This window comes from Luteibacter aegosomatissinici (assembly GCF_023078495.1).
GTDB lineage: Bacteria > Pseudomonadota > Gammaproteobacteria > Xanthomonadales > Rhodanobacteraceae > Luteibacter > Luteibacter aegosomatissinici.
The window spans coordinates 4,143,053-4,161,482 of the sequence record NZ_CP095742.1; the positions used below are offsets into that span (position 1 = coordinate 4,143,053).

Consider the following 18,430-nt stretch of genomic DNA (forward strand, 5'->3'; position numbering starts at 1 on the left):
GTCCTTTTGGCGCGCATTAGTGGCGTGGCTGTTCGGTGGGCACGGCGGCGACCGCGGGGTTGTTCGCCTTCGCCATGGCCGCGATGCGGGCCGTGAGCGAGGGCGCGCCGCCCGGGGTGCTCGCCGGTGGCGGCACGTGGATAGCCACGGGCACCTGCGGCGGTTCGATCGAGGCCTGCGGCGCTTTCTGCGCCACGTGCTTCGCGTGTTCCATTTCGTGGGCGTGGTGCTTCTCGCGGGCGTGTTCGCGCTCGGCGTGCTTGCCCGGGGCGAACGGCGAGAAGTCATCCCACAGCGGGCTGTGGTCCGGCGCGAAATCGTTCAGGCCCACGCGGCGCTCCGCGTCGATCTGTGCCAACAATTCCTGCGAGAACTCAACGCCGTCGGGCAGCACGAACAGGCCCGGCTCCCATTCCTGGCGAATATCGCGCTGGGTGTGGTCGTAGCCGATCGGCCAGATCTCATCACCCTGCTTCGCCTGGATCGGCGGCGTAGTGCCGTGGATCGTGATGGTGAGCGTGGCCGTGCTGGTATCGCCATCCGAATCGGTGATCGTGTAGACGAACACTTCACTCAGCGTGCGCGAGGCATCCAGCGAGCTCACCTTCGGGTTGGCCACATCCAGCTTGTAGCTGTAGCTGCCATCGGCGTTGAGGATGAGCGTGCCGTACTGGCCCACGCTGCCCGCGCCGATCGTGCCGGTGGCACCGGTGTTCTGCGAGGACACCGCCGTGACCGGACCGTCGGTGGCGGCACCATCGGCACCGATGCGATCGGAACCGACATACACGTTGCCGCTGGCCGAGGTCTGGCCGCTGTCCTGCACGATGCTGGCGGTATCGTCATGCGCCACCGGCACGTCGTTGGCGATATCGATCACCAGCGTACCGTTGGAGGTCGCACCGCCGCGATCGGTCACCCTCAGCGCCACGGTATCCGTGCTGTCCGCGCCGTTCTGGTGCAGGGCGTGGTCCACGGTGTACGTGTAGGTGATCGTGCCGGCCGTCGGCACCGTGCCGTTGGTCGCCGTGGGCTGGAAGCCCGTGAGCACGAGCGTGCCATCCGGCGTGTGGATCGTGACCGGGTTGCCGCTGGAGAGCTGGCCAAGCTGGTCCGCCGTCAGCGTGGTGCCATCGATCGTGACGCTGGCCAGGCCATCGGTCGCGGTCACGGTGAGCGTGCCGGTCGTGGTCTGGCTGCCATCGTGGTCGGCCAGGCCGGACTCGTGCACCGTGGCATGGCCCGTCGCCGAACCGTTGCCATCCACCGCGCCGATCACGGGCGCACCGTCGGTGTGGCCGTGGATCGTGATGGTGAGCGTCGTCGTGCTGCGGTCGCCGTCGGCATCGCTGATCGTATAGGTGTAGGTTTCGGTGAGGGTTTCACCGTCCTTCAACGCATTGACCGTGGCGTTGGCGTTATCTACCGCGTAGCTGTAGCTGCCATCAGCGTTGAGCGTGAGGGTGCCGTACTGCCCAGCCACACCCGTGCCGACATGGCCGCTGACCGGGCCAGGCGCCGTGCCCGCCTGTACACCGATCACCGGTGTGGCCGTGGCATCGGCACCCACGCGGTCCGGCACATCGCCGTGCGTGTTGCCATTGACCACGTTGCCCGTGAGCGCTGCGCCGTCTTCGTTCACATCGCCCGTATCGGCGTGCGCGGTCGGGGCATCGTTGATGATGTCCACGACCAGCGTGCCGGCCGAGGTGCCGCCGCCGGCATCGAGCACGCTGAGCGCGATGTTGTCGACGCCATTGGTGCCCGGGGCCTGGGTGTGCGGGCCGTTCAACACATAGGTGTACGACAGCGTGCCGCCGGTGGTGATGCCGTTGGTCACGTCGGGGGTGAAACCGGTCAGCAGCAGCGTGCTGCCTTCGGCCGTGGTGATGCTCACCGGCGTGCCACTGGAGAGCGCCGCCAGATCGGCTGTGGTGAGCGTGGTGCCGCCCACGGTGATGCTGGTGAGGCCATCCGGTGCATCCACCGTGATCGTCTCGGAGACGCTGCGCGGCTGGCCGTTCGGGCCATCCGGGGTCAGGCCCGATTCCCACACGGTGGGATCGTTCGGCACGATCGACGGGCTGCCATCGGTGTGGCCGTGGATCGTGATGGTGAGCGTCGTGGTGCTGGTATCGCCATCCGCATCGGTGATCGTGTACGTGTAGGTTTCGGTCAGCTGCTGGCCGTCCTTCAGCGCATTCACCGTGGCGTTGGCGTTATCCACCGCGTAGCTGTAGCTGCCATCGGCGTTGAGCGTGAGCGTGCCGTACTGGCCGGCAACGCCGCTGCCGACCTGGCCACTGACCGGGCCACCCGCACTGCCGGCGTTGCCCGCCTGCACACCCGTCACCGGGCCGCCGGTGGCGGCGCCATCGGCACCGAGGCGGTCGGCGACGTCGCTGGCGCCATGGCCCGTGCCGCCGATGACGTTGCCGGTCACGGCGCTGCCATCCTCATTCACGTCCGCGGCGTCGGCATTCGCCGTCGGCACGTCGTTCATGATGGTGACCTTCAACGTGCCCGTTTCGTGGCCACCGCCCGCGTCATCGACGGCCAGGTCGATGGTCTCGGTGCTGTAGGTGCTGCCGGCCAGCTGCGTCTGCGTGGTGTTAAGCGTGTAGGTGTAAGTGAGCGTCCCCTTGGTCGGCACGCCACCAACGGACTCGGTCACCTCGAAGTGGTTAAGCGTCAGCGTGCTGCCGTCCGGCGTGGTGATCGTCGTCGGGTTCGTCGGGCTCAGCGCGGCGAGGTCGGCCACACTCAGCGGCTTGCCACCCACGGTGATGCCCGTCAGGCCATCGGGTGCGCTGATGTCGATCGTATCGGTGGTGCTCTTGTCGTGGCCGGTCGGGCCATCGGTGGTCAGGCCCGATTCGTAGACCAGGGCGTCGCCGCCCGCGGCGTTCGTGCCATTGCCGTCGTGCGGTGCGATCGTCGCCGTGCCGTCGGTGTGGCCGTGGATCGTGATCGTCAGCGTCGTGGTGCTGGTGTCGCCGTCTGCATCGGTGATCGTGTAGTGGTACGTCTCGGTCAGCGTCTCGTTGTCCTTCAGCGCGTTGACCTTGGCGTTGGTGTCATCCAGCGTGTACGTGTAGCTGCCATCGCTGTTGAGCTTGAGCGTGCCGTACTGGCCATCCAGCCCCGTGCCCACGGTGCCGGTGCCCGTGCTGCTCGCCAGATCCACCGTGATACCGGAGACCGTGGCGCCATCCGCGCCGACGCGATCCGCCGCATCGCCGTGCGTGGTGCCGCTGATGACGTTGCCCTGCAGCGGTACGCCGCTGTCTTCGGTGACATCACCAGTATCGGCGTGGGCCGTGGGTGCGTCGTCAACGATATCCACGGTGAACGTCGCCGTTGCACTGTTCACGCCCTTCACGTCGGTCACCACGATATCGAACGTATCCGAGGTACTCGTGCCCGAAATGTGCGGTGCCGTATTCAGCGTGTAGGTATACGAAAGCTTGCCAACGGTGGTCACGCCACCCACGGTCGTCGTCGCCTCAAAGCCGTTGAACACCACTTGCCCATAGGGCGACGTGAAGGTCACGGTCTCCGTATGCTGGGCCATGTTCGCCAGGTCGGTGGACGACAACACAAAGCTGGTGCCATCCCATGCGATCGTGATGTGATCCAGCCCGTCGCCCGCGCTCACGGTGATCGTGCCGCTGGTGGTCTTGCCACCCACCATGTCGACCAGGCCGGCCTCGTACACCGTCGCATCGCCGGCGGCCGCGCCGTTGTTGTCCTTCGCCGTGACGGCGGGCACACCATCCGTGTTGCCGTGAATCGTGACGGTAAGCGTCGTCGTGCTGGTATCGCCGTCCTTGTCGGTGATCGTGTACGAGAACGTATCCGTGATCGACTCGCCGGTCTTCATGGCGTTGACCGTGGCGTTATCGTTGTCCACGGCGTAGGTGTAGCTGCCATCGGCGTTGAGCACGAGGGTGCCGTAGCTGCCGGTCACGCCGGTGCCCGCCACGCCGCCCGTGATCGCACCCGTCGTCGTGCCGGCCTGCACGCCGGTCACGGTGACATTCTTGTCCGCACCCTGGCGATCGGCCACATCGCCAGCGCCCGGCGTGGTGCCGGTACCACCAATGACATTGCCGGTGGCGCCAGCGCCATCTTCATAGGCATCGGCCGTATCGGCCTTGGCCGTCGGCGCGTCGTCCATGATGGTGACCACCAGGTTGCCGGTGGAGGTGCCACCACCGGCATCCGTCACCTTGAGGGCGATGGTGTCGGTGCCATGGTCGCTGCTGGGCTGGTTGTAGGCGGCGGTGAGCGTATAGGTGTAATGCAGCGTACCGCTTGTAACGACACCGCCCACGCGCGGGCCCGCGTCGAAATCGGTAAGGGTCAGCGTGCCGTGCGTCGTCGTGATGACGATCGGCGTGCCCGTGCTATGCAGGGTATCCAGCTGCGCTGCCGTAATCGTCCGGCCGCCCACCACGATGCTGGCCAGGCCATCCGCTGCGCTGATATCGATCGTGTCCGAGGCGCTCTTGCTCTCGCCGTTCGGGCCATCGACGGTCAGGCCGGCTTCCCACACGGTGGAATCGCCACCGAAGGTGTCCTTGCCGTTGGTGTCGTGCGGCGCGATCGACGGATCGCCATCGGTACGGCCGTTGATCGTGATCTTCAGCGTGGCCGTGCTGGTGTCGCCGTCGCCATCGGTGATGACGTAGGTGAAGGTGTCGCCGAGGGTCTTACCGTCCTTCAGCGCGTTGACCGCGGCGTTGTTGTTATCGACGGTGTAGGTGTATTTGCCGTCGGCACCGATCACGAGCGTGCCGTACTTGCCGGCAATGGTCGTGGTCCCGGCTGACGAGACCGGCTTGGTCGTCGTCCCCGAGGTGATGCTGGTTACCGGGTTGGCATTGGCGTCGGCGCCGATGTAGTCGACGTTATCGCCCGCGCCGGCCTGGTCGGTACCGACGACGTTGCCGGTCACCGGGGTCGAATCCTCGGACACCTGGGCGGTGTCATCCACCGCGGCAGGCTTGTCTTCCTTGATCGTGACCGTGAGGCTGCCGGTGTTGACCTGGCCCTTCACGTCGCGCGTGACCACCGTGATGGCATCCGTATTGGCGCCGCTCACGGTCTGGTTCACCGAATGACCCAGGGTGTACTCGTAGCTGAGCACGCCGTGGGCGTTGTCATCGGCGGCGTAACCGGTGAGCACCAGCGTGCCGTCCGGCGTGGTGATCGTCCGATCGGCCAGTGATGCCGTGCCCAGGTTCATCAGCTGGGCCAGGGTGAAGGTCTTGCCACCGATCGTGATGCTGTCCAGGTCGTTGAACAGCGCGATGGTCTCGGTGCCCTTCAGCACTTCGTCGCCATTGTGCGAGACAAGGCCGGCCTCGCTTACCTGGCCGCCGGCGTTGATGGTCACGCCGATGACCCGCGTGGTCACCAGCTGGGGCGTCGTGCCATCGGCATAGCCGTAGGTGTCACCCACCGTGGTGGGATCGTCCTGCTCGTTGGCCGCCTGGTCCTGGTCCAGCGTGGTCTGGTTGGGGCGGCTACCGTGGTTGCCACCGTCGTTCACCACCAGCTGCACCTGGAACGTACCGTTCCACTGCGTGTTGTTGTCGTGCTGGTCGGCGGCCGGCAGCTTGATGCTCACGGCGTTGAGCGCAGCTTCCACCGCATCGATACCGCCGGTGATGGTCACCGAGCTGCGATCGCTGCTGAGCACCCAGTGCGCACCGTTGATATCACCACTGGTATGCGTGGTATCGCCGCTCACGCCATTGATGGTGAAGCCGGACGGCAGCGAAAGCGTCGCGCTGATGTTGGACGTGCCCACATCGGGGTCATCCAGCGTGATGTGGCTGAGCGTGTACGTGCCCGCCGCGTTCTCGCTGCCGCTGTTCTGGTCGGCCACGCCGATCGCCGTGGGGTTGTTCACCGAGGAGGGGAACACCTCGCGCGCGTTGGTGCTGACGTTCTGGGTCAGGCCGGTCGGCAGCGCGGCGTACGGGTCGATGTTCGTGGTGGGCACATTCACGACACCGGTATTGCCGGCGTTCGCATCCGGGCCACCGTTGGCCGCGTTCGAGCCATCCAGCGCACCGGTGTTGTCGCGCATGCGGTCATCGGCGATGACCTGCACGAGGTAGCTCTTGTCGGCGTTGGCCAGCGTACCGGTGATCGACACCTGCAGGCCGGCGAGGTACGCATTGATCTCAGCCTGCGTGCCGCGGATCACCAGCGCGGCGTGGTTACCGTCGTACACCGTATCGATGGTGACGCCGCTGGTGGTGGCCGACGAGCCCAGCGTGATGCCGGCATAGTCGTTGAGCGCCAGCGCGCTGCCATCCTTGTTGGTGACGCGTACCGTCACCTGCAGGAAGTCGTTCTCGCCCGTGGCGATGCCACCCGCGTCGTTGATGTCCGGATCGCTGACCGAGAAGCCCGGCACCGCGGTGGTGCCATCGAGGTAAACGAGGCCCGTCTGTCCCGCGTCCACACCCACCGTCGGCGCATCGTTCACCGCGTCGATCGTGATGGCGATGGCAAGGTCCGGCGGGTTGTTCGAGACGCTGCCGTTACCCACGTCGCCACCAATGGCCGAGCCGGTGTCGTCGAACTTGACGGTGAGCGTGACGTCGCCCGCGGCCGAGTCGTTCTGGTCGTGGTTGGCATCCGGCGCGCTCTTGTAGGTGAGGCCGGTGGCGCCGCTATTGAGCAGGGCCTGGATATCGCTGGCCAGGCCGGTCAGCACGAGGTCACCCGTGTTATCGCCGCTGATGGTCACGCCATTCAACGAGGTCTGCGTGCCCGTGCCGCCAATGCCCAGCGTGCCGAAATCCACGTGCAGCTTGACCGTCACCGGCGTATCGAACGCAGCCGATTCCGGATCGCTCACCACGAAGCTGCCACCGATATACGTGGCCTGGTCTTCCTTCGTGGTCACCGTGGTCGGGCCGGTCAGCACGCCCGGCTCGTTCACGCTCGAGGCGCGCACGGTCACGGCCGCCGCCGAGATGTTGCCGTTCTTCACCGGCACCGTATCGGTGTACCAGTCGTAGTTGGTGGCATCGACCGGGCTGGTGGCCGTGCCGGTGCCGGTACCCGCCGTGGTCGACTGGTTCTCGGTGCCGCCGTTGGCGCCGCCGATCAGGTTGCCGTTGGTATCGCGCAGGCGGTCATCGGCGATCACCTGCACCTGGTACTTCGCATCTCGGTCGGTGGCGAACGTGACCGTGAGCGCGGCCAGCGCGGCATTCACGTCCGCGGCCTTGCCGGTGAGCACGAGGTAGTCGTGGTTGCCATTCTTGTCGGCATCTACGCTCGCACCGGCGCCGTAACCGATGGTCACATCGCTGTACTCGGAGGCCGAGAACGCCGTGCCATCGTCGTGGAGCAGGCGCACCACGACTTCGATGTAATCCTGCTCGCCGCCGCTGACCGTGGTCAGGTCCGGGTCGGACACGCTGAAGCCAGGAATCGGGTTGTTCGCCGGCTGCGTGCTGTCGATGTTGATGGGGCCGCTCGGCGCCTTCACCACCGGCGCATCGTTGGTCGGCGTCGTGTAGATCCAGAACGAATTACCGGCCTGTTCCTTGTCACCATCGGAGATGGTGAAGCCGAACTTGTCGTCGGGCGTGTTATCCGTGCTGGTGTACGTATGGCCGAGCGGCTCGGTGCCGTCGTTGAGGTAGTACACGCGGCCGGCGGCCACATCGGCCTGGGTGAACGAGGAACCGGCGCCCAGGATATGGAAGGTCTGCCCGCCATCGGTGGAGAGCGCGATGCTGCCGTGCGCCGGGGCGCTGGTGATCGTGTACTGCACCTGGGTATCGGTGCTGTCCGGATCGTAGGCCTGCAGCATGTCGGTGGTGATCTGGCCCCAGCCACCTTCCTTCACGGTCAGCGGCTCGTTCACCGGCGTGCCACCAATGTTGTTCGGCGAATCGCTCGGGACCGCGGGGTCGGCCTGGGTCGGATCCTTCGCGATCTGCGGCGCGTCGTTGACGTTGGTGATCTGGATACCGACCGTGCCGGTCGTGGCCGAGGCCTGGCTCCAGCGATCCACCGCCGACACCGTGAAGCTGGTATTGCGTACTTCCGAGCCGTTGCTGACAAAGCGCAAGCCGGTGGTCGATGCATCACCCGTGATGATCGACGCATCGAGCGCCTGGCCCTGCACCACATCGTGCCAGGTGGCACCGTGGTCGGTGGAGTATTGCAGCGTGCCGCCGGTGGGCAGCGTGGTCACGATGAACTTCAGCGCGTTCGCGCCGGCGGTATCGTTGTTGTACGCGTAGTTCGGCGTGCCGTTCGGCTGCGTCGTGGTGTTTTCGAGGTAGCTCTGGCTGGTCGCATCATCCGGGTCGGTGATGTTCAGCTGGCCGGTGGTGATCATGGCGGTTTCGCCTTCACCGATCACCGTGTTCGAGGAACCGGACACCACCGGCGCATCGTTCACCGGATTCACGTAGATATCGAACGTGGGCGTCCAGGTATCCGCGGTCGCCACGCCGTTCTGCATCACCGTCAGGCCAGCGGAGACCGAGAAGTTGGCCACCAGGTGGAAGTTCTCGCCACCGTCGTGCTGGAAGCGGACGTTGCCGGCGTTGAGGTCAGCCTGGGTAAACGTGCCGTACAGCGGGATGTTCACCCACGAGCCGTTCACCAGCTTCTGCATGCTGCCACCGCCGGTCATGCCCGCATCGGTGGTAAAGCCCAGGAAGGTGTACACGACCTGCGCCGGCGGCACGCCGTCGGAGGTGAAGCTCAGGCCCGGGGTCGAGGTGAAGTCGGTCGGCTGGCCGTTGGTGGTCGTGCCGTGCAGGACGATCGACGCACCCTCATCCACCGTGCCCTTCGCGGTACCGGCCGGGTCCACGCCGGCGTAGGTCGAATCCGAATGGTTGACGACGCTGGTGGTGGGGTCGAAGTTGCCGCCGTTGCCGTCAGGCGTGTTGGCCAGGTGGATCGTGAAGGTGTAGTTCTTCAGCGTATCCGTCTTCAGGCCGCCGGTGTAATCGCCACCCACGCGGGTGAACGTGGTGCCATCGGCGTTCCAGCGCAGTGCCGTGGTGTTGTCGATCACCTGGAAGTTGAAGGTATCGGTCTCGCCCGTCGTCGCGCCGGTGGTCTGCACGTACTGCACGCGGCCGGCCACGATATCGGCCATGGTGAACACCGCGCCGTTCTGCAGGCGCTGGCCGTTCAACAGCAGGTAGCCATGGGTCATGGCGGCCTGATTGGTCACGAAGCTGATGTTGGAATCGGGCGAATCCACGTCGGTGGCGCCGATCATCTGCGTGGTGAGCACCACGGAATAGGCACCCGCGCTGCCGTTACCCGCCTGGGTCACGGTCGCATCGCGCGTGCTGGTCGCCACCAGCGCCGGGTCGTCATCCACCGCCTGCACGTGCAGGGTTACCGTGCCATCGGTCGAGGCCGGCGTACCGGTGCCGCCACCCTGGTCGGTGACGCGCACGCCGAACGTATCCTGGGTCACGCCATCCACGCCGTCGTTGCTGTACGTCAGCAGGTTGCGGTCGGCGTAGTTGAACTGCTGGCCCACCACCACGGCCACGCCGTTGTAGTAGAGCGTGCCGTGCGTGGGCAGCGAGGTAATGGTGATGGTGAGCGACGTATCCTGCGGATCACCGCCGCTGCCCGCCACGATGTACTGGCCGACGTTGCCGGTATCCACGGCGTTGGCCGGCTGGCCTTCGTACACGTTGCCGTCGCCACCGATGGTCGGCGCCTGGTTCTCGGGCACGACATTCAGCGTGATGTGCACGGTATCGGAACTGGCCAGCGGCGTCGCGCCATCGTTCACGCGCGCGGTGAAGCCATCGGCCGTGTCCTGGTCAGCACCGGTGGCGGTGTGCACGTAGCGCACCTTGCCGTCGATCACATCCTGCTGGGTGAACACCGAGCCCACGCCCAGGCGCGTGCCGTTGAGCGTGAGGTAACCGTGGGTCGGAATGGCCGTGACGCTGTAAACGATCTGCGAGGCCGTCTGCGTACCGGCGGTCACTTCCGGATCCATCGCCACCAGGGTGTCCTTGGTGATCACGGTACCGGTACCGCCATCCACTTCGGCCACGTCCTGGGTTGCATCGGCGACGGTCACCGGGTCGTTCGACGGAGTGATCGTCACGTCGAGCGATTTGCTCGCGGTGAGCGACGAGGCGCTGTCGGTCACGGTCACCGTGATCGTGGTCTTGGCCGCGGTGTTGCCCAGTTCCACATCGGCGGCGGCGAACTGCAGCTGGTTCAGCCACGCGCTCGCATCGGCGGCCGTGCCGGTGAAGGTGTACACGCCGTTGATCAGCGTGCCCTTGCCGCTGGCATCCAGCAGCGAGCCCTTGCTGGTATCGCCCAGCGCGACGGACACCGAGACATTGCCCGAATCGGTGATGGTCCAGCCGGTGAGCGTGGCGCGGTCGGCACCGCTTGCGTTCAGCGGGCTGGGCTCGGAGGCGGTGACGCTCTTGGCGGTCGTATCGACCGTGGGCGCTTCGAGCAGGCCGTCGTAGCTCAGCGCCAGCGTGCGCGCTTCGATGTGGCCCGTGCTCGCTTCCAGGGTCCAGTTGCCACCACGGTCGGCGGCACCGGTCTCGTCGGTGGACGAGGCGATGTCGGCCTGGGTCAGCTTTGCCATCTCGGTGACCAGCGCGGTGTCCTTGCTCGACACATCGCAGCCGTACAGCAGGATGTCGCCATCCTGGGTCAGCGTGGAACCGACATCGCCCAGCTGGCGGGCGAAGCTGTCGATGTTGGCGGCGGTCACCGTATCGGTACCCAGCGAAATGGAATCGCTGGAGCCGTGGCTGATGATGTGGATGGCGCTGATGTCGTGCTCGCCCCGCAGGGCGTTGGCCAGCTGCTCCATGCCCGAGGAGTTGTCATCGATCACGATGACCTGGCTGCCCTTGGGCAGCTGGGCCACGAGCGACTGCCAATTGGCCACGCTCTCGTCGACGACGTACACCTCGTGCGGCTGTGCCTCGGCAGCGGTCGGTGCAGCGGCGGGAGCAGGCGCGGCCGCCGGTGCCGGTGCCGGCGCGGCCGGGGCCTGCACGGCATGGCCGGGCTGGTCGGCAGCGGCACTGTGGAACTTGCCCGCATCGTGGGCTGCCTCCGCCGGGTCGGCGTGATGGGCGGCTTCCACGAGCGCCGCGCCGTCGTACATCTGGCGGGGCTCGAGCGCGTAACGGTGGGTACGCGGGCGGAGGGGGTTGTTCGACTTGATCCCTGGCATGGTGCGCCTTGCTCTTTGCTGGCAATCACGGGCCGAACGCACCCATCCCGCGGCTGGCTCAGCCGCAGGCGTGAAGGTTCGGTAGAAAAGCTGTGAACTAAGTCACAGAGTTTGGCGCGATCCTATGTATCAGCCCTGATACGGGGAAGGGGGTAACGCAGGAACTTATGTCACGCGTGGCGTGACGAACTTCCCCTCCAGCAAAGGCCTGTCCCGAAAACCGCGCCGCAGCGGGCTCTCAGTAGTTTTGCTTAAGGGGAGTGCCCTGAATCGGCAGCTAGGAATTTTTCACCTTACGGGGCTGCCGGTTACGCGCGGCGATGTAACGGCCAGTTTCATGACCTGGCGCATGAACTCGCCCGCCGTGCCCGGCTTCAGCAAGACACCGTTGAAGTTCACATTCGTGACGAAGGTGGGGGCCGGTGCGGTGGCGGCATACAGTAGCACCGGCACGTCGCGGTACTGCTCCCGCACCGCGTGCAACAGGCGCCAGCCATCGCCGCCGGGGAACTGCAGTTCGGTCACCACCGGGGCCGGCCGGGTGGCTTGCAGGGCCCGGGCGGCGCCCTGCCCATCGGCGGCGGCCACGCTGTGGAAACCGTAGCCATCCAGCAGATCGCACAGGATCGCCCGCGTGGGCGCGTGCGGCTCCACCACGAGCACGACCCGGTCGTCCCCTTCGATCTCCCCCGCGTCTTCGCCCGGGGGTAGCTCGGGTTCCACATCATCGGGACCGGCCACGGGCAGCACCACGCTAAAGGCGAACCGGCTGCCACCGGAGGGCACCGCTTCCACCGCAAGGTGCGAGCGCATGTGCTGCAGCAGTTGTTCAACGATAGCCAGGCCCAGGCCGCTGCCATCGTGGCGTTGCGCGTTATCACCGCGGATAAACGGTTGGCGCAGGGCTTCCAGCGCCTTCGGGTCCATGCCGATGCCGGTGTCTTCCACCACGAAGGCGATGCGTGCCGCGCCGCCCTCGCCCGGCGCCAAACTGGCGTGCAGCGCTACACGCCCACCGTGGGTGAACTTGGCCGCATTGCCCAGCAGGTTCATCAGCACCTGGCCCAGGCGGCGGAAATCAGCGACCACCAGCGCTGGAAGGCGCTCGTCGAAATGCGTGGTGAGGTGGTTGCCGTGGCGTTCGGCCAGCAGCTCGGCACGTTCGGCTACCTCGTGCAGGAACGCATGCAGGTAGCCCGGCGCCGGTTCCAGCTGCAAACCGGTCAGCTCACCGCGCGAGAACTCCAGCAGCTCATCGATCAGCGCCATCTGCTGGTGCACGTGGCGCTCGATGATCCGCGGGTAATCGCGCTCACTATCGCCACCGCGCCACTTCCGCACGGCGGAAAGAATCGTGTTGAGCGGTGCGCGCAGGTCATGGCCGACGTGGGCCAGCAGCATGCGCCGCGCCTGCAACGCATCACGCAGTTCCGTGGTGCGCACCTCCACCACGGCTTCCAGCCTGCGGGCGTGTGCGATCAGCACGCGCATGCGCCAGCGCCACGCACCCCACAACGCCAGCAGCACCAGTACGGCGGCACCGGCGTACGCCCACGCGGTCTGCCACCACGGCGGCGCGATGGTGAAGGTCATCGTGAGCGGCGGCGACGCCACGCGGCGGTTCACATCCAATGCCTGCACACTGAAGGTGTACTGGCCGGGCGGCAGTGATGCGTAGCGCACCTCGCGCTGCGCGGTCTCCACCCAGTCACCATCCACGCCCGGGAGGCGATAACGGAAGCGCACAGGATGGCCGGCGTTGTTGTTGGCGACACCAAAGTGCAGCACCAGCGCCGTTGATTCACGAGATGGCAAGGTGGCCGATGCGGCGACGCGCGTGTCGCCGTACAGCACATCCGCAATCACCGGAAGGATATTGCGCGGTGCCAGCAACTGATCGGGATCGAGCACGTGGGTGAGGCCCACCGGTGCACCAATCCACACCGTGCCATCGGCATCGGCCAGGAACGCACCGTGGTTGGTTTCATCCCACAACAGGCCATCGCGCATGGTCAGGCGCGCCCAGGTGCCGTGGTCGAGCACATCCACACCACTGCCACCGCCGGCCCACAGGCGACCACGCAGGTCCACGCGCAGGAAGTAAAAACGGGTATCGGCCAGTAGCGCGTCAGCGACCGGCGCTGCGGCGAGCGTATCGGCATCGCTCGCATCCGCCACCCACAAACCCGGTTGCAACGCGCTCAGCCACAACCGGCCATCCGGCGTCACGGCCACGTTTTCATAGCCACCGGCGGATTCGCCGGGTTGCAGCGTCACGTGTGCCCAGCGCTCACCGCTGAGGCGGAACAGGCCGGCGCTGCACGCTACCCAGAGCCGGCCCTGCGTGTCTTCGGTCGCGTCCGAACACATGGTCGAAGGGATCAGATCGGGCGCGGCACGCGTGACGGCGCCGCTTAGCGGATCGATCTGGAACAGCCCGCCTAGCGTGTACGCCCAGAGCCGGCCCTGGCGATCCATCAGCGCGCCGCGGATCAGGTACGGCAGCGTGGCGACGATGCGCGTGTCACGCGTCTTCGTGTCGTAGCGCGCCACGCGGCCATCGAAGAGAAAGTACCAGATGGCGCCCTTGCCATCGGCGATCACGGCATGCGCCTGCGCCGGCGGTGGCAGCGTGATCGGCGCACGGTGGGCGGCGTTGTCATCCGGCGCGATCACTTCGGCGCCCGCTTCGCTCGCCACCCACAACTCACGCGCATCACCGCGCGCGATCGACCAGACCAGGCTGCCGCTCAGGCCTTGCGCCGCGGTCCAGTCTTCCACCGCATCGGCACTGCTCCAGAAGTACACGCCACGGCCGTAGGTGCCCATCCACACCATGCCGTCGCGATCGGAGACCATGGAGGAGATGCCGACGCTCGGCAGCCCGTTGTCCGGATCGAACAGCTGCCAGCGCGCGCCATCCCAACGGGCGAGACCGACATCGGTACGGGTCAGGATGCGCCCTGCCCGGTCTTCCACGATATCGATGCTGGAGGCGGCGACCTTCATGTGGCCGCCGGGGATATCGTGCGCCTCGAACGCCGAGGCGTTCGCCGGCAGGCGCAATACATGGGCGATACCGCGCGCCCACACCGAGCCATCGCGCGAGGCGAGCAGGCCCAGCCACTTGTCCGCTGGCACGCCCTTGTCTTCGCCAAAGCGGGTAAGCACGCCGTTGCGCAGGCGGCACAGCGCCGGGCCGCATCCAAACCACGTCGTGCCGCTGTTATGAATCACCGCGGCAATGTCACCCGGGGCGAGTGCCTGCACATGGGCAAGCGGCTCGCTCACGGACCATTCGCCCCTGGCATCCTGGGTGAGGCGCAACATGCGGTGCCCGCTGACCGCGAGCATGCCGCCTTCGCTATCGGCCGCCAGCGAACGGCCACGGTCCACGAGCAACCGCTTCCCACCCGGCGATACCCATTCGAACGACCCATCGTCCTTGCGCCGCTGCAGCCCTGCGCGGGATGCCACCCACAGGTGGTTCCCCGTGTCCTCGGTCATCGCCACCACTTCCGAGGTCTGGAAGCCGCGCGAGGGCCCGATCGATTCGAAGCCGAGGCCATCGAAACGGTAGAGGCCTTTTTCCGTTCCCACCCAGAGGAAGCCATCGTGGCCTTCGTACAATCGCACCACTGAAAGGCTGGTGAGGCCCGTGCCCTGGTCGTAGATGGTGAGAGGCAGCTGCACCGTGGAGGCGCGCGCCTGCGGCAGCGCCAGGCACGCCGCAGCGGCGACGAGCACCACCGCGATGACATGCCGCCAGGCGCTACCCACGTGCGGCGGCCGCATCGCGCGCTGACTCATCCGCGGCCGCCTTGCGGTATTCGCCCGGCGTCACGCCCAACCGTTCCTTGAACGCGGTGGCGAAATTCGCCGCGCTGCTGAAGCCGATCGTGCTGGCGATATCCTGCATGCCAAGCGTGGTGGAGGTCAGCAGCTCGCGGCTCTTGCGCAGGCGCTCCTCGCGGATCCACGCAAACACCGTGGTCCCAAGTCGCTGGCGGAAGATGGCCGAGAGCCGCTTGTCGTAGGTGCCCACGGCTTCGGCGATCGCATCCAGGCCCAGCGGCTCGGCCAGGCGCTGGCCGATGAAACGCATGGCGGCACGGAGCACGACTTCATCGCGGCCCATGGGCATGTCGTGCGGCGCTTCGTCCAGCACGCCACGGCGGGTCAGGCGTAAATGAATGCGCACGCGCGCCAGCAGCTCGGCGGGGCTGCACGATTTGAGGATGTAATCGACGGCGCCCTGGCTGAGGCCGGCCAGGCGTTCTTCTTCGCTGGCGGCCGCGGTGAGGAACAGGATGGGCGTATCGCGGCCCGGTTGTAGTTCCTGCAGCAAACGGCACAGGGTAAAACCATCGGTGCCGGGCATACGCACATCCAGCAGGATGAGGTCCGGCGACAACACCTGCGCGCGCTGGTAACCCTGCGCAGCCGAGGTGGCCAGGCTCACGCGGAACGGCTCGGCCCGGAGGGCTTGCACGAGGTCGCGGATGCCCTCGGGGGCATCGTCGATCACCAGAATGTGGGGTTCCTGCGCCGACACGTCCTTCCCCCTGTGAAGGCAACCGCCACTTCCGGTGGCGGACCAGCCGCGGAGTATACGGCCGTGTTGGGTATCATTTCCGCCAGGGCAAACGGCTTTGACGTTCTCGCAAAGCCGCCATCACATGGGGGGCACTACCATTTCTGCTAATCCGAAACGACGCAGCAGCGACGAGAAGCCCGTGCAAGGCATGGATTCGATTGACAATCTTGGCGACCTGTACCTGTTGGTGCAGGCCATCGAGGCGGGCGGATTCTCCGCCGCGGCCGCCAAGCTGGGTACCACCCGCTCACTGATCAGCCGGCGGATCCTGGCGCTCGAGGAGCGGCTGGGTGCCCGCCTGCTCCACCGCAACGCCCGCCAGTTTGGCGTGACCGCCACCGGCGAGCGGGTATACCAGTACGCCTCGGCCATGTGCGAGGCGGCACAGGCGGCGGAACAGGCGGCGGCCTTGCAGGGTGATGCCCAGCGGCTGGTGCGCATCGAAGCCCATGGGCTGCTATCGCCGATGGTCGCCAGCCTCATGTCGGAATTCACGGTGGTGCATCCGCGTGTGCGCTTCGCGGTGACCGTCGGTGGCGGCGATATGAACCGCCTGCTGCGCCAGCAGACGGATGTGATCCTGAGCTTGCGCGAGACCTTGCCGGACAGCACCGATGTGGTGGCCCGCGCGTTGGGTGGCCTGCGCCGCGTCACCGTGGCATCGCCTGATCTGTTGAAGCGCGTGGGCACCCCACGCCACCCCGACGACCTGGACGATGATGATTGCCTCGCGCTCGGCGCCGATGGCGCCGGCTTCTGGCACTTCCGCGGCATGGCCCCACGCCGCCGCAACGTGCGCGTCGCGCTGGCCGATGTCGCGGCGCTACTCGCTGCAGTCGAAGGCGGCTTGGGGGTAGCGCAGTTGCCGCATTACCTTGTCGCGGGCAACTTCGCTTCAGGCAAACTCACGACGGTGCTCGAGGCATTCGAGCCGGAACCGTTACCGCTGCATGCGCTTACCGTCACCGGCCGTGTCGCATCCGATGCCACGGTCAGCTTCGTGCGATTCATGCAAAGCCGTCTTACGCCGCTCACGTAATCCACTGAACCGCGCCCACTGCAGGAGCGCGCTTGCGCGCGATCGCCTTTCGCGAAGCACGGAAGAGTTGCGGATTCTTCGCCGAACCCATCGCGCGCAAGCGCGCTCCTACACAAAGCGGGTGGCTTAGCGGCGGCTCAGGGTGTGAGGCCAGCCTGCTCTGCAAATTCCCAACGCAACAGCGAATGCGCACGCGAGATGCGCTCAGCGCCTTCGCGGATCATGGCGGCCACGGATTCCACGGCCAGCGCCGTGTCCTTCAGGTCGATCGATTCGGCTTCGTGCAGGTAGTCGGCCAGGGTCTGCGCCGAGCCGCGGGAGAAGTGCAGCCACTCCAGGGCCTGGTTGAACTGCTCGGTGGAGCTCAGCGGCGGGGGCGGCAGTTCATCGGGGGACAACATGCGTACGCGCTCGCCGTTGGGGATGTCTTTCTTTTCCATCGCTCATTCCTTCTGATTGCAGGTTCATCAGCACGCTCTCTAACGTGGCGCGTTACGAAACATCGCAACGCGCCACGGACCACCGCACTCGCGGTGACACCGGCTGGCCGTGACCGGACGCCGGGCGTGACTGATGAAGGTGCTTCGTCAGCCGTGCCTGCGACCGCAGGCGGCCAGGTTTCCGGTGAGGGTGCTGCCGGGGGGATCCGGCGGGCGAGCGAGTGCTTTATGATCGTGGGTAGCCACTGATCAACTCCTGTGAAGTTATTGGTGGTCAGCGAACCAGGTGCGCGCCAACGCGCCTGGTTCGCGCTTCATCACCCAAGGGTGATGCGTTGCCCGCACGCGACGTGATGGAGGTGCGGGCAACGGAACCAAGCTATCAAAACACGTTGGGGTTGTCTGTAGGCGTAGGGCGCGACATTAGTGCCTATTCGGTAGTCCTTTGCCTCCGACGGCATAACTCGCGTGACTCATGGGCGCCTCGACGACATGTGATTCGCCGCCCATTCATCCAACGTCGTGAATTGCCGTTGGCTGGCATCTAGCTCAATGGATCGAGTCCGGCTATGGTCTGTCACGCATAGACACATGGAACGGACGATGCTCAAACGACAACTCTTGCTTGGCTCCCTCTCGGCCATGTTCGCATTCGGCACATTGGCTGTACACGCAGAGGGCTCGCGCAAGGCATTTGCGAAGACGTGCGGTGGGTCGACGATGATCATCCACTGCAGTCCAGGCCATGCGAACTGCGATCGAAACGAGCTGGTTATTCGGCAAGGCATGACCGCTCCGAGAGCCTTGCCGCTACCGCATGGCCTGGAGGATTATGATCCCGTCGGCCTTTCCTGCGCCCGCACCCGCGACAGCCGTTCGTATTTCGTCGTCGAATATGGCGGTGCTTCCCATACATGTGCGTCGTGCGAGTGGCACCACATCTTCAGTTCCGACGGAAAGATCCTGACTCGCAGCGATCCGGCATTTGTCTCCGACCCGTCGCTCCCTGGCGGTCAAAGCAGGCACCCAAATTCGACTGACTTTATCAAGGTATCGAAAGAACTGAAGTTACCCGACGCACCCATGACGTACGGAAACTAATAGCAACACAGGAG

General features: G+C 66.0%; 6 protein-coding genes. 2 read left to right on the forward strand and 4 right to left on the reverse strand.

The features are described 5' to 3' along the window. Nucleotides 1-16 precede the first annotated feature (16 nt). From L2Y97_RS18650 to L2Y97_RS18660, 3 genes are all read right to left on the reverse strand, one after another. A complete protein-coding gene (locus L2Y97_RS18650; protein ID WP_247429614.1) occupies nucleotides 17-11,239 on the reverse strand; it encodes a VCBS domain-containing protein in 11,223 nt (3,740 codons plus the stop codon). 288 nt (nucleotides 11,240-11,527) lie between these two features. Next, nucleotides 11,528-15,049 (reverse strand): ATP-binding protein, encoded by a 3,522-nt coding sequence (locus L2Y97_RS18655; RefSeq protein WP_247429617.1) that lies wholly within the window; start codon nucleotides 15,047-15,049, stop codon nucleotides 11,528-11,530. Next, nucleotides 15,012-15,767, reverse strand: coding sequence for a response regulator transcription factor (locus L2Y97_RS18660; protein ID WP_247429620.1), 756 nt, complete (start codon nucleotides 15,765-15,767; stop codon nucleotides 15,012-15,014). The genes L2Y97_RS18655 and L2Y97_RS18660 overlap by 38 nt, the downstream gene beginning before the upstream one ends. 217 nt (nucleotides 15,768-15,984) lie before the next feature. Between L2Y97_RS18660 and L2Y97_RS18665 the strand changes: the two genes are divergently transcribed. After that, entirely contained in the window at nucleotides 15,985-16,875 is an 891-nt protein-coding gene (locus L2Y97_RS18665) for a LysR substrate-binding domain-containing protein (RefSeq protein ID WP_247429624.1), read from the forward strand. A 137-nt stretch (nucleotides 16,876-17,012) separates the two neighbouring features. Here the strand turns inward: L2Y97_RS18665 and L2Y97_RS18670 are convergent, their stop codons facing one another. Next, a complete protein-coding gene (locus L2Y97_RS18670; RefSeq protein WP_247429627.1) occupies nucleotides 17,013-17,315 on the reverse strand; it encodes a hypothetical protein in 303 nt (100 codons plus the stop codon). A 603-nt stretch (nucleotides 17,316-17,918) separates the two neighbouring features. Here L2Y97_RS18670 and L2Y97_RS18675 point away from each other — a divergent pair. Beyond that, a complete protein-coding gene (locus tag L2Y97_RS18675) occupies nucleotides 17,919-18,416 on the forward strand; it encodes a hypothetical protein (RefSeq protein ID WP_247429629.1) in 498 nt (165 codons plus the stop codon). Nucleotides 18,417-18,430 lie beyond the last annotated feature (14 nt).